The sequence below is a fragment of the Bradyrhizobium sp. MOS002 genome, assembly GCF_003020115.1.
Taxonomy (GTDB): Bacteria; Pseudomonadota; Alphaproteobacteria; order Rhizobiales; family Xanthobacteraceae; genus Bradyrhizobium.
Genome location: NZ_PYFX01000002.1, coordinates 143,120 through 160,959, shown reverse-complemented (window position 1 = coordinate 160,959; position 17,840 = coordinate 143,120). Strand labels below are relative to the sequence as shown.

Here is a 17,840-nt window from a genome sequence, read left to right as displayed (position 1 = left end):
TGATCCTTCGACGTTCATAAGTACCGCGATCCGGGCGGGGAGCCGGACACCGTTCAGTCACGCGGCTCTGTGCGTCGAGCCAGGCTTGATGATCGAAGCGGTTGGAACCGGGGTCTGCAGATTAGCTCTCGGTCCGACTGGAGTACGCTCGAGGAGCAACGTGAAGCTCCTCAGGCTCAATCTCGACGTCGTGGATGGGCCGTGGCGTGCACAATCGGCTGCGAATCGTGGGCACCAATATTTCTCGCGCGACTATTCGCTGTCCGGGGCAATCGGTGCGCGGATCGCCGCCTTCCGCAAGAAAGGGCGCGGAGACCTGTTCTGTTCAGAGCTGGTAGCGCAGGCCTATGAGGAGGCCAGATGCCCGCTATTGCCCGGCAAGACGCCGGGTGAAATCGCACCGGGCGATCTGTTGAAATCCGACATTCTGCGCGATGTCACCGACCTCGCGCTGCGAGCCGTCAGGATCGACGGTCCATTGATGTATTATCTGGACGACGGTTCGCATTTTGAACGAACGGCGCATTGGGAAGTGCGCACGAAGATAAAGATCCTGCAGAGCGAGCCAGTCCAGCGCGAACTGGCGGCCCTCGGCGTCAGCGCTCGAAGCTTCTACGAGCTCGAGAAGGAGCTGAGGAACGACAAGTCTCCCGGCCTCGACCTGGCCGTGCACGACGAGCTGGTGCGGCACGACTTCTGCCAGGAGTACATGCGCCGAACGCTTGCATCGATCGGTGTCGCGGACGCTCGCGAGATCGCGGAACCAATGTTCGCCGCGCGTTTCGAGCCGAGCGAAGAACATCTCGCGCACTTGGACACGGATTCCCTGAACTTCCACAAACAGGTTGCCGAGTCCTCGATCATCTCGTTTCAGAACGACGCCATTTCACGAACGACGGACATCCAGACTTTGGCACTATATCGGGGCAGCGGGAATTGGCGGACCTTCGACTACCTCGCGGCTATGCAGCAGCCTTTGCTTAACGTCAGCGCGCGATTGCTCGGCCTCTTTCAAAAGGAGAACGACTGTCTCGCAGCCGAGCAACGCAAAAGGGCCGCACAATAGCAGGCGGACAATGCTGCCGCCTGCCAGACCGTGACGCCCCGAAATCCCCGGCCGGCACCGATCAATTCGGATGCCACCAGCGGCCGCCGATGACGACGCCTTCCGAGACGATCTTGCGGTCGCCGGTCAGGTGTTCGCCGACGACGTCCTCATAGTCGAACTGGCCTTCCCTCACCGAGATCAGCGTGGCGTCGCCGACGCTGCCCGGCTTGAGGCTGCCGAGCTCGGGCCGCCGCAGCGCCATCGCGGCGTTGACCGTCGAGGTTGCGATGACGTCGGACAGCGGCATGCCCATGCACAGGAACTTCGACAGGGTCGTCACCTGATCGAAGGCCGGGCCGTCGATGCAGAGCTGATGAATGTCGGACGAGATCGTGTCCGGATAGAAGCCGTTGGCGAGCATGGCGCGCGCGGTCTTGAACGCGAACGAGCCCTTGCCGTGGCCGATGTCGAACAGCACGCCGCGCTCGCGCGCGTCGAGCACCGCCCGCTTCACCGTGCCCTGCGCGGTCGCGGGCGTGTTGGGGAAGGGCCGGAACGCATGGGTGAGCACGTCGCCGGGGCGCAGGCGCGCCAGCACCTCCTCGTAGCTCGGCGGCGGATGGTCGATATGCGCCATCAGGGGCATGCCGACCTCGTTCGCAACCTCGAGCGCGATATCGAGCGGCACGACGCCTGACGTGCCCGACGAGTGCAAGCCCACGCGCACCTTGATGCCGACGATGAGGTCGCGGTTGGCGTCGGCCACCTTGGCCGCCTCGATCGGGTTCATCAGCCGCAGCTCCTCGCTCTCGCCGACCATGATCCGGTGCGAGAAGCCGAAAATGCCGGCATGCGAGACGTGCAGATAAGCGAGAATGCGGACCTGGCTCGGCTCGATCACATGCTTGCGGAAGCCCGCGAAATTGCCGGGCCCCGCGCTGCCGGTATCGACCGCGGTGGTGACGCCGGAGAGGCGGCAAAATTCCTCGGCATCGATGCCGAGTGACGTGCCGCCCCAATAAACATGGGTGTGGAGATCGATCAGTCCCGGAGTCACGATGTAGCGAGACACGTCGCGCACGTCCGTGCCCGGATCGGCCTTGAGCCCGGTGCCGATCGCAGCGACCTTGCCGCCGGAAAAGGCGACATCGGTCACGGCATCGAGCTTCTGGGACGGGTCGACCACACGGCCGCCGCGCAGGATCAAGTCGAAAGGCATTGTGGTCTCCGGATGGGATATAGTGGGGCGTGGCTGGCGGGCACATCAGCCGGGCCAGCAAGGAAGCCGTTTGCTTCTAGCAATTTTTGCGCCGATCGGCGTGGCAAACCGTGACGGCGACTGATGAAAAACTGGCGATCCCGGGAAGACTCGAACTTCCGACCTACGGTTTAGGAAACCGTCGCTCTATCCGGCTGAGCTACGGGACCGCGGAACCCGCAGAGCGGGTTACCGGGGCTTCATATCAAAGCGGAGGCGGGATCGGAAGCCCTCCGCGTTGCTCAATGCGGAGGGCTGCCGGTCGCCTCACGCCCTGATATTGTTGTCCTTCACCACCTTGCCCCAAATGGCGACCTGCTTGTCGAAGAAGGTCTTGAAAGCGGGGCCATCCTCGAGCAGCAGCGTCATCTGCTGCGTTTCCTTGAGCTGGGCGGCGGTGGCGGGCTCGCTCAGGATCTCCTTGGACGCCGTCGCGAGGCCGGCGACGATGTCCGGCGGCGTGCCCGTGGGCGCGAAGATGCCCCACCAGGCCAGCGTCTCGAAATCCGGAAAGCCCGCCTCGATCGCGGTCGGCGTATCCGGCAGGCCGGGCAGCCGCTCGCGGCCGAGCTGCAGGATCGGACGCAGCATGTTGGTGCCGAGCTGCGCTGCGACCAGCGCCGCCGAGCCCGCGATCAGATCGACATGGCCGCCGAGCACGTCGTTCATCGCGGGGCCACCGCCGCGATAGGGCACGTGCATGATCTCGACGCCGGCCTTGTTGCCGAGCACGGTCATGGCGAGATGGCCGAGCGTGCCGATGCCGACGGAGGCGTATTTCACCGCGCCGGGTGTCGCCTTGCAGGCCGCCACCACGTCGGCAAAGCTCTTGTAGGGACGGCCCGCGCCTGCGGCGATCACGTAGGGCGCGGTGCCCACCAGCAACACCGGCATCAGTTCGCGCTCGACATCGACGGGCGGCTTGTCGAGGATGGAGGGGATCACCGCGTGGGAATCGAAGGTGACCAGGAACGTCGAGCCGTCAGGCGGGCTCTTGGCGACCTGCGCCGCGCCGAGCGCTCCGGCGGCGCCCGACTTGTTCTCGACAATGACGATGCGGTTGAGCTTGGTTTGCAGATGGCTCTGGAGCAGCCGCGCCATCGCGTCGGTCGATCCGCCCGGCGGAAACGGCACCACCAGCGTGATTTTTGAAGCCTGCGCCAACGCCGGCGTCATTGCGAGAATAGCCGGCGCTGCGAGCAGCGTGCGTCGTGTGATCGTCATGTTATCCCTCCCCTGTTTTCTCGCGCCCGGCTTTTGCTCTTGGCGCTTTAAGTCGTTCCGAAACCGGATCCCGCTTTTCTGTATTCTGGCCGCGGTGGACTAAAGATGTCCAGCACGCGGGCGCCGTCGGGGCCGGCGCGCATGGTGTGCGGCACGTTGCCGGGCGTGCGCCAGAAATCGCCCTTCTTCACGGCAATCTCCTCATCGCCCTGGACGCGGATGGCAGAGCCGTCGAGCAGCACGCCCCATTGCTCCTCGGGATGATGGTGCAGCGTGCCTTGTGCATGCGGCGCCAGCGTCACCACCGACAGCATCGCCTGCTCGCCGGAGAAGATGCGCGTGGTCACCCCCGCCGCGAGCTCGCGAAACAGCCCGTCGCCGGTATCGTCGAGATTGTGGAATTCGTCCTTCTGGCTCACGCCATCCTCCCTTTCTTTTTTTCGCTGATCAGGATTTGCCATACGAGCCCTGATAACGGCCCTCGCGAATCGCCTTCAGCGTCTCCTCTTCGCGCGCGACCTGGGCCCGCACGGCGTCGAGCAGCACCGCAGCACCGGCGGCGGCAAAAGACACCACGCCGTCCTCGTCGCCGACGACGATGTCGCCGGGCGAGATCACGCTGCCGCCGATTGAGACGGGCACGTTGATCTCGCCGGGGCCGTTCTTATAGGGGCCGCGGTGGATCACCGCGCGGGCATAACAGGGAAAGTCATCGGCCGCGAACGCCGCGACGTCGCGGATCGCGCCGTCGATGACATAGCCTTCGGCTTTGCGCCACTGCGCGATGTTCTTCATGATCTCGCCGACCAGCGCGCGGGTCTCATCGCCCCCGCCATCGACCACGATGACGTCGCCGGGGCCCACAAGCTCGAGCGCGCGGTGGATGGCGAGATTGTCGCCGGGACGGGTGCGGACCGTGAAGGCCGTGCCCACCAGCTTGGCGCCGCGGTGATAGGGCTTGAGCCCCACTGCGCCCGGCAGCCGGCCGAGATTGTCCGAAATGACCGAGGTCGGCGCACCGCGAAAACCCTCGATGATCTCGGCCGGCGGCTTCGGCACAGAGTTCGCGGCGATGGTGATGGTCATGTCCCAAAATCCTTCCGTCATTGTCTTACTTGGCGTGTGCCCTTTACTCTGCGTCCGCCCGCGCCTTCGCCGGCCAAATCCGGAAGGCGCGCCCCTCCTTCATCCATGTTGCGCGCTCGTCGCGCAACAGCGTACGGCGAACTTTTCCGGAATCGTCGCGCGGCGGGGCGCTGACGAGCTCGAAACTTTCCGGATGCTTGTAGCGGCTGAGCCTCTCTTTCAGGAAATCGGCCATGCCGTCGGCGATGGCCTGACCGTCCGCATCGCCCTCCGGCTCGATGATGGCATGCACGCGCTGGCCCAGTTCAGGATCGGGCAATCCCACCACAACGCAGGAGCGCACGCCGGGGCTCTCGGAGACGGCGGCTTCGACCTCGGCGGGATAGATGTTGGCGCCGCCGCGCAGCACCATGTCGGCGAGACGGTCACCGAGATAAAGGTAGCCTTCCGCATCCAGCCTGCCGATATCGCCGAGCGATTCCCAGCCGTCGGCGCGGCGCTTCGGCTCGGCGCCGAGATAGTGATAGGTCGCATCCTTGCCGTCATTGTTGAGGAAATAGATCTCGCCGCTCTCGCCCGGCGCGACGTCGTTGCCGTCTTCGCCAATGATGCGCAAGCGCGCCGTCTCGCCGATCTTGCCGACCGAGCCCTTGTGCGTCAGCCATTCCGTGCCGGAGATGATGCAGGAGCCTTGTCGCTCAGTGCCGCCATAGAGCTCCCAGATCCGCTCAGGCCCGAGCCATGCGATCCAGTTCTCCTTCAGCCAGGGTGGCATCGGAGCCGCCATGTGGAAGACGGTCTGCAGGCTCGTCACATCGTAGGCGTTGCGCACGTGCTCCGGCAGCGCCCAGATCCGGTGCATCATGGTCGGCACGAAATTGACCCATTGCACGCGCTCGCGCGCGATTTGCCGTAGCGCCTCCTCGGCATCGAACTTGACGAGGCCGGTGAGCTGGCCGCCGGTGAACAGCGCGTAATGCGACACGATGAACGGCGCATTGTGATAGAGCGGACCGGGATTGAGCAGCGAGACGCCGAAGGGGATGTTGAGCGGCGGCGTGGCGCCCGTGTCGATCACCGCCGGCTGGTGATCGAGGATCACCTTCGGCCGCCCGGTCGATCCGCCGCTGGTCATGGCTTTCCAGTAGCGCGCCACCGGTGGACTGAGCGGCTCGTCCGAAAATCCTTCCGGCACGAAATCCGCCGGCAGACGGTTCGGCGCGTTCCAGTCGGCTTCGCCGCCGACCACCAGCGCCGGCTTCAGAATGTCGAGCACCGCGGCGGCTTCGCCGCGCGGCAGCCGCCATGACAGCGAGGTCGGCGTCGCTCCGCATTTCCACACCGCAAACGAGGTCTCGAAGAACGCATTGCCGTTGGGCAAACCGATCGCGACGAAGTCGCCGGGCTTGACGCCCTTGGCCATGAACGCCCGCGCGCGCCGGTTGGCGCCGCGCTCAAGCGCGTCCCATGTCAGCGTATCCTGCCCGTGACGGACGGCGATCGTGCCTTGCGGTTTGCGCTCGGCGTACCAGCGCGGCACGTCGGACAGGGGCAGCAGCATCAGGCGTTTCCACTTCGTTTTCTTGGCGTCGCCAATGAGGCGAGCGCAGGATGAAGTGACGCTGTGACTCCTGCGCCACGTCAAGCAAAAAATGTCAGCATCGCAGCCATGAAATTCCCGGGTTCCATGGGTGACAAGCCGGCCATAAAGGGGCAAAAATCAGCCCGACTCAGTTTGGGTTGAGTTTTGCAAGGAATGCTCTCGTAGAATGTCGGACGTAGTTGCATCGCGTCGTGCGGCGCTTGTCGTTGCCGCAGCAGGATTTTTTCTGCTGGCGCCGTCGCATGCCCAGGCACAATGGTGGAAGCGCGCGCCTGTTGACTTCGAGGCCTGCGCCGACGCCGCCGAGAAAGCCACGACCAAATCCGAGAAGACGGCTGCGCTTGCCGACTGCAATGCCAAATTCGCCGGCCGGCGCAAGGCAGGCGGCGGCTATTCCTATTACGATTTCCTCCAGGACCGCACCTTCGACATCGCCGGCCCCAATCCGACGCCGGAGGAGCAGAAGAAGATCGACGAATCCTACACCGCCTATCTCGCCAATCAGCGCCGCAGCAATGAAGCCGCGCAGGCCACCGCGCGCCAGCAGCGCGAGCAGCAGGAACAACAGCTGCAGCAGCTCCAGCAGGTCGCGTTGCGAACCGAGGTCGAGCGCGTGCCCGTGCCGGTCGAGCGGCCGAAAGTCCAGCAGGCCACCATCGGCGACGCGCGGCCGCGGCCGAAGGGCGCACCCTGCACCAAGGGCTCGTTCTCCTGCGAATGGCCGCGACTGTCGGATGGATTGAACGATATCAAGAAGCTGTTCAGCCCGACGCCGAGCAAGCCCGCGAAGAAGGGCTGAGCTTCTTTGGTGTCATTCCGGCAGAGCTACACCCTCCGCCGTCGTCCCGGCGAAGGCCGCGACCCATAACCACAGGGAGTAGTTGTGGCGAGAGACTGGTAACCGCGAGTCTTGGCCAAATGCAATTCGGTGGTTATGGGTCCCGGCCTTCGCCAGGACGACGACTGAAGATGTGGTCTAAGCCGTCCAACTCACACCCAAAGCCGCGCCTCAGTTCGGAGGCTTCTTCTTGCTGCGCTTGGGAGTTGCTACCGTGGCATTCACCGGCGCCGTTGTCGTCGGTGAATTACCCAATTGCGACCTGCTCTCCTGCAATCGCCTGTCATAGCCGGGAGAGTTCATGACCGTCGGCGGCCGGGCCTCCGCGACCGAGGACGCGGTGCAGAGCACGGCCAGCGCGAATCCGAACATCAGACGACGCTTCATCGTTGCTCCTCCCGTCGCGCAGCCTGCACTCATGCGTTACCCGCGAATCTGCTGCGGCGTCAGCCGCGGCGAGCCCTTGCCCGCGCTCTCGGCCTCCTTGATCAGCGCAACAATGCGGCGCGACAGCGGCACGTCGATACTGTTCTGCTCGGCGAGCGCGATGATCGCGCCCTGGAGATAGTCGATCTCGGTCTTGCGGCCCTGCTTCAAATCCTGCCACATAGAGGAACGCGCCTCGGGATCGATCTTCATGGTCCTTCCCAGGATCAGGTTGAAAATCGGATCAGGCAGTCTCAGCAGAGTGGGCGTCCAGGACGAAGGGATCGGTGTCGCCGAAACCGGTGTGATGCCGGCGGCCCTCATCGCAGCCAGCCCCTCCGCCATCTGGTCGGCGAACAGCCTTCGCCATTCGCGGTTCGCCAATTGCGCGGCGAGCGGCATATCGGACAAGGCGCTGAGCGCGTTGTTCAAATTGATGATCAGCTTGCCCCATTGCACGCCGGTGATGTCGCGGCTCGCGCGCATGGCGAGCCCCGGCACCCACAGCGCTGCGGCGGTGTTCGCGTCGTCTTCGCCGACATGAATGTCGCCGGAGGTCGAGCGGTGGAAGCGGCCCTCGCCCATCCCGACCACGTTGAAAGGCACCATGCCGGCGAGCACGCGGCGGCCGCCGAGGCGCTCGCGCAAAACCGCGACATTGCCAACGCCGTTTTGCAGCGAGACGATGACGGCGTCCTGCGGCGCATGCTGCGCGATCTGATCGGCGACAGCGGCAGTATCGGCGCTCTTCACCGTGACCAGCACGATGCCGGCGCTGTGGAAGATCGCGGGATCTTCCGACAGCGCGAGCTGGCCCGGGTCGAGCTTCTTCTCGGAGCCGTCGAAATCGGTCAGAAGCAGGCCGAACCGCTCGATCTCGGTCTTCACCCGCGGCCGCACCAAGAACGCGACACGGCGGCCCGCAGCCGCGAGGGTGCCGCCGACGAAACATCCGATGGCGCCCGCGCCGGCCACCACGATCGGTCGATCCGTCATCACCTTGGCTTGCCCCCTTAACGGTCTGCCCTCGATAGCAGAGGCTGTGCCTGCTGCCCATTCCCGCAGTTGCGGCGCAATCGCCTTGTAACCGTCATGACGGCCTCATATGTTTTCGAACGGGGCTTGTTACCGGCAAGAAAGCGCCACAGGAGAACGCCATGGGTTTGCTCGACGTCCTCAACGGCATGCAGAACGGCCCGCGCGGCCAAAGCACGCCGAGTTCACAATCCTCATCCAGCGGCGGCATGTCGCCCATGACCATGGCGCTCCTTGGCCTGCTCGCCTGGAAGGCATTCAAGCATTTGAGCGGCAGCCAGACCGGCAGCGCGCCGCAACCGTCCCCGGCACCGACGCCGACGCATCTCCCTCCGCCGGTGAACGCGGGCGCTGGCGGCGGCCTCGGTGACCTGTTGAAGGGCGGCCTTGGCGGCCTGCTCGCGGGCGGCGCAGCCGGCAGCGTGCTCAGCGGCGGGCTCGGCGATCTCCTCAACCAGCTCCAGCAGAGCGGTCATGGCGATGCCGCCAATACCTGGGTCGGCAAGGGCGAGAACAAGGCGATCGCGCCAGGCGATCTCGCCAATGCGCTCGGCGCCGACCAGATCGAGAGCCTGTCCGCCCAGAGCGGCCTGTCGCGTGACGAGCTGCTCTCGGGCCTCAGCCAGTATCTGCCGCAGGTGGTCGATCATCTGACGCCGGACGGACGGCTGCCGACCGAGCAAGAGATCGCGGGCAGAGTCTGATTTTAGTTTAGTCAAACCGAGGGAAGCACGGACATGAGCATGGGTGGCTTGTTGTGGATCATCGTCGTCGGCTTCATCGCCGGCCTGATCGCGCGTTGGCTGGCGCCGGGACCGAACAATCCGAGCGGCTTCATCCTCACCACCATCCTCGGCATCGCCGGCGCGTTTCTCGCCACCTTCATCGGCCAGGCCATCGGGCACTATAGTCCCGACCAGGGCGCGGGCTTCATCATGGCTACTATCGGCGCCGTGGTGGTGCTGTTCATCTGGCACCGGCTGGTGGCGAGCGGCGTGATCAAGGGGTAGCACGCCAAGGCGTCTGGGGAAGGCACACGGCCTCCACATCGTCATTGCGAGGAGCTCTTGCGACGAAGCAATCCAGAGTGTTGCCTTGGAGGCAGTCTGGATTGCTTCGCTTCGCTCGCAATGACGACTTCACGTCACCAAATGCATCCCCGCATCCATGCGCACGACCTCGCCGGTCATGTTGCTGGAGGCCGGCATTGCCAGGAAGCAGACGAGCTGCGCGATGTCTTCCGCCGATGATGCGACCTTCAGCGGCACCTTCGCCACGACGCTGTCGCGCACCTGCTTGGCGCCCGCCTCGCCGCGGCCCTTGGTGAACCAGGGCGTATCGATATAGCCGGGACACACCGTGTTGACGCGGATCAGCGGCGCCAGCGCGCGCGACAGCGACAGCGTCATCGTGTTGAGCGCGCCCTTGCTTGCGGCATAGGCGATCGACGATCCGACGCCGCTGATGCCGGCGACCGAGGAGATGTTGACCACGGCGGACGGCCGCCCCGAGGCCTTGGCGCCGGCCTCGAGCAGGCTGCGCGCCGCGCGCACCATCTGGAACGGGCCGATGGTGTTGACGCCGTAGAGGCGCTGGAAATCCTCCGCCGACAATCCGTCGAGATCGGCATGGGCGACATGCTTGGTGGTGCCGGCATTGTTGACGAGCACGTCGAGCCGGCCCCAGCCGCCAGCTGCCGCAACGATCTTGCGGCAATCGTCATCCTTCGAGACGTCGCCCTGCGCGACCAGAACTTCCGGTGAGCCCGCCTTGCGGCACAGCTCCGCGGTCGCCTCCGCGTCCTTCTGGCTCGAGGAATAGTTGATGACGAGCCGCGCCCCGCTCCGTGCGAGAATTTCCGCGGTCGCAGCACCCAGGCCGGAGGCGGACCCCGTCACGATTGCGCACAAACTGTCCTTTGCCATCCGGATTTCCTTCCCCTTGATTGACTATCGACGTTCTGTTTAGCGAGTTTGCGGCGGCCTGCAAATCGAGCAAACTCCGCTAAGCGGAATTAGCTCATCGCCCATGCCCGCGCCGCAGGTTGACCTGCGATCAACGCTTGTCAGGGCCATGGCTTTTTCGGATCATCGGGCGCAAGAAGAACCTGCGCGCCGACCCCCACGGGGGCCGGATGCGCCAATGCCAAAACACGGGGAACGCTGTGGCGGAGAGTGACAATATCGTCGTCGAGACCGCGGAGAAAATCTTCGCCGATCTCGCCGATCCGCAGACCGTCAACAACGACAAGAAGGATTCATGGCAGGCGCCACTCTGGCAGGCGCTGAGCGAGGCCGGCTTGCCGTTGGCCTGGGTGCCGGACGATCTCGGCGGCTCCGGCGCGAGCCTGGCCGACGGCTTTGCGCTGCTGAATGCGGCCGGCCGTTTCGCAGTCGCGGTTCCCCTGGCAGAGACCATGCTCGCCGGCTGGCTGCTGGCGCAGGCGAAGATCGCATCCCCCGAGGGCGAAATGACGGTGCTGCCTGCATCCCCGAAGGATCGGATCACGCGCGATGCCGATGGTGCGCTCTCCGGCCGCGCCCGCGGCGTGCCCTTCGCAAAGGCGGCAAGGCACTTCGCAGTGCTGGTCCACGGCAAGGACGGCGCCTCGATCGCGCTGGTCGATGCGAGCAAGGGTCGGATCGAGACCGGCCTCAATGTCGGCTACGACCACAGCGACACCGTCACGCTCGACAAGGTTCAGCCGGTCGCCATCAAGCCCGCCCCGAGCGGCTTTGACCAGACCACAATGATGCTGATGGGCGGCGTCGCGCGCAGCCTTCAGATCGCGGGCGCGCTGGAATCGATGCTCGACATCTCCGTGCGCTATTCCAACGAGCGCGTCGCGTTCGAGAAGAAGATCTCGAAATTCCAGGCAGTGCAACACAATCTCGCCCGCCTTGCCGGCGAGTCTGCTGCCGCCCTTGCCGCAGCGACCTCCGCGGCTGACGCTATCGCCAACGCAAAGTCGTTCGACGACGCGGTCTACCTCGAAGCCGCCTCGGCAAAAATCCGCTGCGCGGAAGCCGCGGAAAAGGGCGGCGCCATCGCGCATCAGGTCCACGGTGCGATCGGCTTCACCCTGGAGCACATCCTGCACCGCTATTCGCTGCGGGCACTGGCCTGGCGCGACGATTTCGGTTCGGAAAGCCACTGGGCCGTCGAGCTCGGCAAGCTCGTCGCAAACCGCGGCGCCGACGAATTGTGGCCCCTCGTGGCTTCGCGCTGATCAGGGACGAGACAACAATGACCGCTGCCCTCCGTTTCGATCCGATCCGTCTGCCCGAGAAATGCGAGCAATTGCGCAAGGAAGTGCGCGCCTTCCTCGCCGAGGAAATCGCCGCCGGCACCTTCGATCCGCACAAGCCCAACCGCGAAGACACCGACGCGCCGGAATTTTCCCGCCGGGTCGGCGCCAAGGGTTGGCTCGGCATGACATGGCCGAAGAAATATGGCGGCCAGGAGCGCTCGTTCCTCGAACGTTACGTGGTGACGGAGGAGATGCGCGTCGCCAACGCGCCGACGCGGCGCTTCTTCGTCGCCGACCGCCAGAGCGGGCCGGTGCTGATCAAATACGCGCCTGAGCACATCAAGATGGACATCCTGCCGCGCATTTGCCGCGGCGAGATCTGCTTTGCGATCGGTATGAGCGAGCCGAACTCCGGCTCCGACCTGTTCGCCGCGAAGACGCGAGCGACCAAAACCGACGGCGGCTATCTCATCAACGGCACCAAGATCTGGACCTCGTCGGCGCACATCGCCGACTACATGATCGCGATCTTCCGGACGTCGCAGCCGACCAAGGAAAACCGCCGTCACGGCCTGACCCAGTTCCTGGTCAAGATGAAGCAGCCCGGCATCCAGGTGAACCCGATCGGCCAGATCACCGGCCAGTACGAGTTCAACGAGGTCGTCTTCACCGATTTCTTCGTGCCTGACGATCATGTGCTCGGCGAAGTCGACGGCGCCTGGAAGCAGGCGACGAGCGAGCTCGCTTATGAGCGCTCGGGCCCCGAGCGCTTCCTGGAGACCTATTACGTGCTGACCGAGCTGGTTCGCGCGGTTGGTCCCAATCCGGACACCCGCAGTGCCGAAGGCATCGGCCGGCTGGTGGCGCAGCTCCACACCATGCGGCGCATGTCGGTCTCGGTCGCGGGCATGCTGCAAGCCGGCAAGGAGCCGGTCGTCGAGGCCTCCATCGTCAAGGACATCGGCACGGTGTGGGAGCAGCAGCTTCCGCACCGCGTGCGCGATCTCGCCGCCTTCGTCGAGGAGACCGCGACCAACCGCGAGACGCTGGAGCGGCAGCTCGACTTCGCGATCAAGACCGCGCCGAAACTCACCATCCAGGGCGGCACCACCGAGGTGCTGCGCGGCATCATCGCCCGCGGGCTTGGCTTGCGCTAACTCTTCGAGGACATCATGAGCACCTATAAAGATATCGGCGTCGAAAAAGTTGGTCACGTCGGCACCATCGAGATCCGCCGCCCGCCGCTGAACTTCTTCGACATATCGCTGATCAACCAGATCGCGGACGCGCTCGACGAGTTCGATCGCGACATCGAGATCCGCAGTTCGGTGCTGTCGGCGCAGGGCAAAGCATTTTGCGCCGGCGCGAATTTCCAGGATCCGGCACGGCAGGCGCAGGAGGCGCGCGAAGCCGATAAGACGGCCAAGGGCGATCCGGCCGACAGCCTCGGGGCGATCAACCATCTCTACATCCAGGCCGTGCGCATCTTCCGCGCCAAGAAGCCGATCGTCGCGGCCGTGCAGGGCGCCGCGATCGGCGGCGGATTGGGCCTCGCGGTGTCCGCGGACTTCCGGGTCACCTGCCCCGAAGCGCGCTTCTCCGCGAACTTTACAAAGCTCGGCTTCCATCCCGGCTTCGGCCTGACCGTGACGCTGCCCGAGCTGATCGGCAAGAACAACGCCGAGCTGATGTTCTACACCAGCCGCCGCGTCACCGGCGAAGAGGCCTTCAAATGGGGCCTCGCCAACGAACTCGTGCCGCAGGACCAGGTCAAGGCGGCCGCACTGAAGCTCGCCGGCGAAATCGCCGAATGCTCCCCGCTCGGCCTCGTCTCCACCCGCGCGACGATGCGCGCCGGCCTCGCCGATCGCGTGATGGCGGCGACCAATCACGAGCTCGAGGAGCAGACCCGGCTGCGCGCGACGGAAGACTTCAAGGAAGGCGTGAAGGCGACCGAGGAGCGGCGGACGGCGAATTTCAGGGGGCGGTGATTGCGGCAGCGTTTCGCCGTGTTGCTCTATCGTCTCCACAATCTCCGCTGTCGTCCCGGCGAAGGCCGGGACCCATACCCCGAGGGAGCAGTTGTCGCGCGACGCTGGTAACTACGAGTCATCGCCAAACCACTGCCTGTGGTTAAGGGTCCCGGCCTTCGCCGGGACGACGGCGTTAATTGCGACTACTATCTCCTCCCAACCACCAGCGCATCCACGATCGTCACACCCTGCCCTTCGGCGTGCACCAGCACCGGGTTGAGATCGACCTCCGCGATCTCCTCTGCATGCCGCGCGGCGAGCACGGAGATATCCGCGATCAACTGCGACACGGCCGCAACATCCGCCTTCGCCGCCCCGCGAAATCCTGTCAGCAGCGGCGCGGCTTTCAAGCGCGCCAGCATCGTTCCGGCTTCTTCCGCGCTCACCGGCGCCGGGCGGTAGACGACGTCGCGGAATAGCTCCGTCGTGATGCCGCCGAGGCCCACCATCACCATCGGCCCGAACGTCTTGTCCGTCATCGTGCCGATGATGATCTCGACGCCCCGCTCGGCCATCGGGCAGACCAGCACACCCTGAATCGCCGCCTCAGGCCTGTGCTTGCGCGCGTTGTCGAGCAGCGCCTCGAACGCCAGAAACACTTCGCCCTTGGTGGTGATGTTGACGCGCACGCCGCCGACCTCGCTCTTGTGCGCGATGTCCGGCGACTGGATCTTCATCACCAGCGGAAAGCCGACGCGGGCCACGGCTTCGTCGAGCTCGCCCTTGTCCTTCACCAGCACTTCGTCCGGCAGCGCAATACCCGCGGCGCGGAGCAACGCCTTGCTGTCAGCTTCCGAGAGAGTCGGCGATTGCAGGTGCGCGGAGATGTCCCGCACGGGGACTTGTGCCCCGTCCGGAGGCTTCCGCAGTTTGAAGTTGGCGTAGTCGACGAGCTGCCGCATCGCGACGCCGACATGGGTGAGACCCGAGAGCACCACGACGCCGGATTTGGCGAGCTCGCGCCGCGCGAAATCGGACGGCACCGTGTAGGAATAGAACACCACCGGTTTGTGCTGCGCGGCCAGCACCGGCGTCAGCTCGGCTTCCCTGAAGGGCTTGCGGACTTCGCTCGACAGCGACAGCACGACCAGGATCGCGTCGATCTCGTCGGACGCGGTGAGCACATCGACGCTCTTCTGCAGGCCGCCCGAGGTCACGCCCTGCGCCGTGACGTCGATCGGGTTGCGCGCAGTGCCGTAGGACGGCATCAGCGCCTTGATCTCCGTCTGGACTTTCTCGGAGAGCTCCGGCACCTGCAAGCCTTGCAGCGCCACGGCATCTGCGCCCCAGATGCCGGCACCGCCGGAGACGGTGACGACGGCGACGCGATCGCCTTTCGGCAACGGATTGCTCGCGAGCACCGCTGCGATCGTCAGTGCCTCGTCGAGGTCGTTGGAGACGATGAAGCCATATTTGGCGAACACGGCGTCATAAGCCGCCGACCATCCGGCCATGCTCGCGGTGTGCGAGGCGGCCGCGCGCATCCCGGCGCCGGAGCGGCCGACCTTCGTCACGATGACAGGCTTTTTCAGCTCGGCTGCCCGCCGTGCTGCCGCGAGAAACTTGTCGACGTCGCGAATGCCTTCGATGAACAGCAGGATCACGTCGGTGGCAGCGTCCTGCACCATGTAATCCAGGAACTCGCCGGCCCCGAGATCGGATTCGTTGCCGGCACTGACGACATAGCTCACGGCAATGCCGAGCGCGCTGGCGCGATGATAATACGCAAAGCCAATGCCGCCGCTCTGCGCGACGATGCCGATCCGCTTCGTCGTGGCGACCAGCGGCACTACGCCCGGCTTGACGTCCACGGCGGGACTGAACGTCGCCGCCACGCGCTGCATCTGGCTGAAAAAGCCCTCGGCGTTCGGACCGGAAATCCGCATACCGGTCCGACTTGCCAGCGCCGCGATCGAATCCTGCATCGCCGCGCTCTCCCCGCCCTCCTCGGCAAAGCCGGAGGAGATGATCACGGCATTCTTCACGCCGACGGCGGCGCATTGCTCGAGCGCGGCAAGCACCGCGCGGGCGGGGATCATGATGATTGCGAGATCGATCGGCGCGCCGATCTCCGTGATCGATTCGTAGCAAATGAGGCCGTCGATCTCGGCATAGTTCGGGTTCACCGGATAGATCTTTCCGGGGTACTCGTTCTTGCGCAACATCGACAGCAGCCGGCCCGGAATCTTCTCGTGATCGCGCGAGGCGCCGATCAGCGCGATGCTGGCGGGTGCAAAGAAGCTATCGAGCGGATGCGGCATGTTGAATCCTTGCTCTTATCTCTACCCGTCATCCTGAGGTGCCGGAGCGTAGCGGAGGCCTCGAAGGATGAACGGCCACCGGCCGGGCCGCTCATCCTTCGAGGCTCCCTGCACGGTGCTATGCACCGTACAGCTCGCACCTCAGGATGACGGGTTGGGAGCTACGAAGGCAAGAGCTCAAGCAGCAATCCGGAACGTCACGCCGCCCAGTAAGAACTCGTTGCCTGCAACGGCATGTCCCTTCGCCCTGGCGGCATGCAGCACGCCGGCAACATCAGTGACCCGAAACTCCAGCGCGCTCATGATTTCGTTGGCGCCCTTCACGAAGCGGAATGTTGCGTTGGGCAACTTCAGTTCGGCTTCGCCACTCGGCGCAACACCGATGATCTTGCCCCAATGCTCGGCCAGTCCCATCGGATCCGGACTCTGCAGCTCCACGCAAGTCAGCGCCTGCGTTACATCCTTACGGATGAATTTTTGCCAGTCGGGGCCCGCCGGCGGATACGCGCCCAGGATGTCGTCGCTGCCGTCGGTGTGGTTGAACTCGATGAAGGCGGCGCGGCAGTCGCGGGGATGGAGCTGCACGCCGTGATAGGGCGCATGGTCGATGACGTTGGCGGTGCGTACGCCGAGCGCGTTGGCGTTACGGCCGCGCTCGTCGGGATCGTTGCAGCAGAAGATCGCCATGTAGCCGCCGCGGCCGCCGCTCTTCTCGATGAAGCGACCGGCCGTGGTGCCGTCCTTGAACGGCGCGACCACCTCCAGCAGGATCGTGTCGACCGGCAGCAGCGCGTTCTCCAGGCCGTATTTCGCAACGTTGCCATCGCGGTAGCAGACACTGAGGCCCATGATGTCGGCGATGTCCGCGATCACTGGCGCGAGCTGCGGCGCGACCAGGCAGATCTGCCGCAACCGCATATAGGGCGCCATCGTCATGCGCCCTTGAAGGTCGGCTTGCGCTTCTCGACGAACGCCTTGGCGGCCTCCTTGTGATCCTCGGTGTCGCTGCAGCGGGTGTGGTGGATCGCCTCGCCGTCGAAGCAATCCTCCAGCGCCAGATGCTCGGCATTGTTGATGTTGCGCTTGATGAAGCCGAGCGCGATCGAGGGGCCCTGCGCCAGCGACAGCGCGAGCTCGTGCGCGGCGGTGTCGATCTCGGCGTCGGGGACGACCTTCGTCACCATGCCGATTGCATGCGCTTCCTTAGCCGTCAGCACCGGCGAGGTCAGATAGAGCTCGCGCGCCCGCGCGCTGCCCAGCAGCTGGGTGAGGAAATAGGTGCCGCCGTAATCGCCGGAGAAGCCGACTTTTGCGAAGGCGGTCGTGATCTTGCAGGATTCGGAGGCGACACGGAGGTCGCACGACAGCGCCATCGACAGACCCGCGCCGGCCGCAGCGCCGTCGAGCTGCGCCACCACGGGCTTTGGCATCTGGTGCAGGATACGCGACACCTCCATGCCACGGCGCAGGTTCGCCATCTTCACTTCGAACGGCAGCGGTGCCCGGCCCTCGGCCATCGACTTGACGTCGCCGCCGACGCAGAAGCTACCGCCCGCGCCCTTGAACAAGACCGCGCGCACCTCCGGATCATCCGCAGCGCGCCGCGCCGCCACGACCAGCCCAGCGACCATGTCCGGGTTGAGCGCGTTCTTCCGCTCAGGACGGTTCATGGTGATGGTGAGCAGCCCGCCTTCGAGCTTCTGCAGGACCATGTCGTTGCTCATGGGGCGTCTCCCTTGTTGTTGCTTGGCTCGGTCTATCGACGTTCGTCATTGCGA

General features: G+C 65.0%; 18 protein-coding genes and 1 tRNA gene. 7 read left to right on the top strand and 12 right to left on the bottom strand.

The features are described from left to right. Window positions 1-160 precede the first annotated feature (160 nt). Entirely contained in the window at window positions 161-1,066 is a 906-nt protein-coding gene (locus tag C7G41_RS05440; protein ID WP_146159749.1) for a hypothetical protein, read from the top strand. Window positions 1,067-1,127: 61 nt separating this feature from the next. On the opposite strand, the gene C7G41_RS05435 is transcribed toward C7G41_RS05440, so the two are convergent. The 6 genes from C7G41_RS05435 to C7G41_RS05410 all read right to left on the bottom strand — a co-directional run bounded on the left by C7G41_RS05435 (window position 1,128) and on the right by C7G41_RS05410 (window position 6,177). Next, window positions 1,128-2,267 (bottom strand): amidohydrolase/deacetylase family metallohydrolase, encoded by a 1,140-nt coding sequence (locus tag C7G41_RS05435; RefSeq protein WP_106941609.1) that lies wholly within the window; start codon window positions 2,265-2,267, stop codon window positions 1,128-1,130. A 132-nt stretch (window positions 2,268-2,399) separates the two neighbouring features. Continuing rightward, window positions 2,400-2,476 (bottom strand) — tRNA-Arg (locus C7G41_RS05430). A 97-nt stretch (window positions 2,477-2,573) separates the two neighbouring features. Continuing rightward, window positions 2,574-3,530, bottom strand: a complete 957-nt coding sequence (locus tag C7G41_RS05425) for a tripartite tricarboxylate transporter substrate-binding protein (protein WP_106941608.1) — start codon at window positions 3,528-3,530, stop codon at window positions 2,574-2,576. 47 nt (window positions 3,531-3,577) lie between these two features. Continuing rightward, the gene (locus C7G41_RS05420; protein ID WP_106941607.1) at window positions 3,578-3,949 is read right to left on the bottom strand and encodes a cupin domain-containing protein; all 372 of its coding nucleotides are present in this window, start codon (window positions 3,947-3,949) and stop codon (window positions 3,578-3,580) included. Window positions 3,950-3,977: 28 nt separating this feature from the next. Then, on the bottom strand, window positions 3,978-4,616 hold the full coding sequence (locus C7G41_RS05415) for an RraA family protein (protein ID WP_106941606.1): 639 nt from the start codon (window positions 4,614-4,616) through the stop codon (window positions 3,978-3,980). Window positions 4,617-4,659: 43 nt separating this feature from the next. Beyond that, the gene (locus C7G41_RS05410; protein ID WP_106941605.1) at window positions 4,660-6,177 is read right to left on the bottom strand and encodes an AMP-binding protein; all 1,518 of its coding nucleotides are present in this window, start codon (window positions 6,175-6,177) and stop codon (window positions 4,660-4,662) included. A 208-nt stretch (window positions 6,178-6,385) separates the two neighbouring features. Here C7G41_RS05410 and C7G41_RS37665 point away from each other — a divergent pair, with 208 nt between their 5' ends. Beyond that, a complete protein-coding gene (locus C7G41_RS37665; protein WP_199198198.1) occupies window positions 6,386-7,018 on the top strand; it encodes a hypothetical protein in 633 nt (210 codons plus the stop codon). Between the two features lie 210 nt (window positions 7,019-7,228). Here the strand turns inward: C7G41_RS37665 and C7G41_RS05400 are convergent, their stop codons facing one another. Next, on the bottom strand, window positions 7,229-7,444 hold the full coding sequence (locus tag C7G41_RS05400) for a hypothetical protein (RefSeq protein WP_106941604.1): 216 nt from the start codon (window positions 7,442-7,444) through the stop codon (window positions 7,229-7,231). A 36-nt stretch (window positions 7,445-7,480) separates the two neighbouring features. Further along, on the bottom strand, window positions 7,481-8,482 hold the full coding sequence (locus C7G41_RS05395; RefSeq protein WP_106941603.1) for a 2-dehydropantoate 2-reductase: 1,002 nt from the start codon (window positions 8,480-8,482) through the stop codon (window positions 7,481-7,483). 158 nt (window positions 8,483-8,640) lie between these two features. On the opposite strand from C7G41_RS05395, the gene C7G41_RS05390 reads away from it, so the two are divergent. Further along, window positions 8,641-9,222 carry a YidB family protein gene (locus C7G41_RS05390; RefSeq protein ID WP_106941602.1) on the top strand — a complete coding sequence of 194 codons (582 nt, stop codon included), beginning with the start codon at window positions 8,641-8,643 and terminating at the stop codon, window positions 9,220-9,222. Window positions 9,223-9,255: 33 nt separating this feature from the next. Continuing rightward, a complete protein-coding gene (locus C7G41_RS05385) occupies window positions 9,256-9,528 on the top strand; it encodes a GlsB/YeaQ/YmgE family stress response membrane protein (RefSeq protein ID WP_080586664.1) in 273 nt (90 codons plus the stop codon). A gap of 129 nt (window positions 9,529-9,657) precedes the next feature. Here C7G41_RS05385 and C7G41_RS05380 read toward each other — a convergent pair whose 3' ends face one another. After that, window positions 9,658-10,443 carry an SDR family NAD(P)-dependent oxidoreductase gene (locus C7G41_RS05380; RefSeq protein ID WP_106941601.1) on the bottom strand — a complete coding sequence of 262 codons (786 nt, stop codon included), beginning with the start codon at window positions 10,441-10,443 and terminating at the stop codon, window positions 9,658-9,660. Window positions 10,444-10,682: 239 nt separating this feature from the next. Between C7G41_RS05380 and C7G41_RS05375 the strand changes: the two genes are divergently transcribed. From C7G41_RS05375 to C7G41_RS05365, 3 genes are read left to right on the top strand one after another with little or no spacing between them, the layout of a single operon-like run. Further along, on the top strand, window positions 10,683-11,747 hold the full coding sequence (locus C7G41_RS05375) for an acyl-CoA dehydrogenase family protein (RefSeq protein ID WP_106941600.1): 1,065 nt from the start codon (window positions 10,683-10,685) through the stop codon (window positions 11,745-11,747). Between the two features lie 17 nt (window positions 11,748-11,764). Continuing rightward, the gene (locus C7G41_RS05370) at window positions 11,765-12,925 is read left to right on the top strand and encodes an acyl-CoA dehydrogenase family protein (protein ID WP_008133127.1); all 1,161 of its coding nucleotides are present in this window, start codon (window positions 11,765-11,767) and stop codon (window positions 12,923-12,925) included. 15 nt (window positions 12,926-12,940) lie between these two features. Then, entirely contained in the window at window positions 12,941-13,759 is an 819-nt protein-coding gene (locus C7G41_RS05365) for an enoyl-CoA hydratase/isomerase family protein (protein ID WP_106941599.1), read from the top strand. Between the two features lie 188 nt (window positions 13,760-13,947). On the opposite strand, the gene C7G41_RS05360 is transcribed toward C7G41_RS05365, so the two are convergent. From C7G41_RS05360 to C7G41_RS05350, 3 genes are all read right to left on the bottom strand, one after another. Further along, window positions 13,948-16,062: an acetate--CoA ligase family protein gene (locus tag C7G41_RS05360; RefSeq protein WP_106941598.1), complete on the bottom strand. Its 2,115-nt coding sequence runs from the start codon at window positions 16,060-16,062 to the stop codon at window positions 13,948-13,950. A gap of 177 nt (window positions 16,063-16,239) precedes the next feature. After that, the gene (locus C7G41_RS05355) at window positions 16,240-16,992 is read right to left on the bottom strand and encodes a hypothetical protein (protein ID WP_199198197.1); all 753 of its coding nucleotides are present in this window, start codon (window positions 16,990-16,992) and stop codon (window positions 16,240-16,242) included. A gap of 2 nt (window positions 16,993-16,994) precedes the next feature. Continuing rightward, window positions 16,995-17,786 (bottom strand): enoyl-CoA hydratase, encoded by a 792-nt coding sequence (locus tag C7G41_RS05350; RefSeq protein WP_085351625.1) that lies wholly within the window; start codon window positions 17,784-17,786, stop codon window positions 16,995-16,997. Between the last annotated feature and the right edge of the window lie 54 nt (window positions 17,787-17,840).

What these genes read in the sequence shown, in the direction of transcription:
- C7G41_RS05360 (WP_106941598.1), bottom strand. Translation starts at nt 16,062, where the DNA reads ATGCCGCATCCGCTCGATAGCTTCTTTGCACCCGCCAGCATCGCGCTG.
- C7G41_RS05355 (WP_199198197.1), bottom strand. Translation starts at nt 16,992, where the DNA reads ATGGCGCCCTATATGCGGTTGCGGCAGATCTGCCTGGTCGCGCCGCAG.
- C7G41_RS05435 (WP_106941609.1), bottom strand. Translation starts at nt 2,267, where the DNA reads ATGCCTTTCGACTTGATCCTGCGCGGCGGCCGTGTGGTCGACCCGTCC.
- C7G41_RS37665 (WP_199198198.1), top strand. Translation starts at nt 6,386, where the DNA reads ATGTCGGACGTAGTTGCATCGCGTCGTGCGGCGCTTGTCGTTGCCGCA.
- C7G41_RS05385 (WP_080586664.1), top strand. Translation starts at nt 9,256, where the DNA reads ATGAGCATGGGTGGCTTGTTGTGGATCATCGTCGTCGGCTTCATCGCC.
- C7G41_RS05400 (WP_106941604.1), bottom strand. Translation starts at nt 7,444, where the DNA reads ATGAAGCGTCGTCTGATGTTCGGATTCGCGCTGGCCGTGCTCTGCACC.
- C7G41_RS05350 (WP_085351625.1), bottom strand. Translation starts at nt 17,786, where the DNA reads ATGAGCAACGACATGGTCCTGCAGAAGCTCGAAGGCGGGCTGCTCACC.
- C7G41_RS05370 (WP_008133127.1), top strand. Translation starts at nt 11,765, where the DNA reads ATGACCGCTGCCCTCCGTTTCGATCCGATCCGTCTGCCCGAGAAATGC.
- C7G41_RS05380 (WP_106941601.1), bottom strand. Translation starts at nt 10,443, where the DNA reads ATGGCAAAGGACAGTTTGTGCGCAATCGTGACGGGGTCCGCCTCCGGC.
- C7G41_RS05390 (WP_106941602.1), top strand. Translation starts at nt 8,641, where the DNA reads ATGGGTTTGCTCGACGTCCTCAACGGCATGCAGAACGGCCCGCGCGGC.
- C7G41_RS05415 (WP_106941606.1), bottom strand. Translation starts at nt 4,616, where the DNA reads ATGACCATCACCATCGCCGCGAACTCTGTGCCGAAGCCGCCGGCCGAG.
- C7G41_RS05425 (WP_106941608.1), bottom strand. Translation starts at nt 3,530, where the DNA reads ATGACGATCACACGACGCACGCTGCTCGCAGCGCCGGCTATTCTCGCA.
- C7G41_RS05365 (WP_106941599.1), top strand. Translation starts at nt 12,941, where the DNA reads ATGAGCACCTATAAAGATATCGGCGTCGAAAAAGTTGGTCACGTCGGC.
- C7G41_RS05410 (WP_106941605.1), bottom strand. Translation starts at nt 6,177, where the DNA reads ATGCTGCTGCCCCTGTCCGACGTGCCGCGCTGGTACGCCGAGCGCAAA.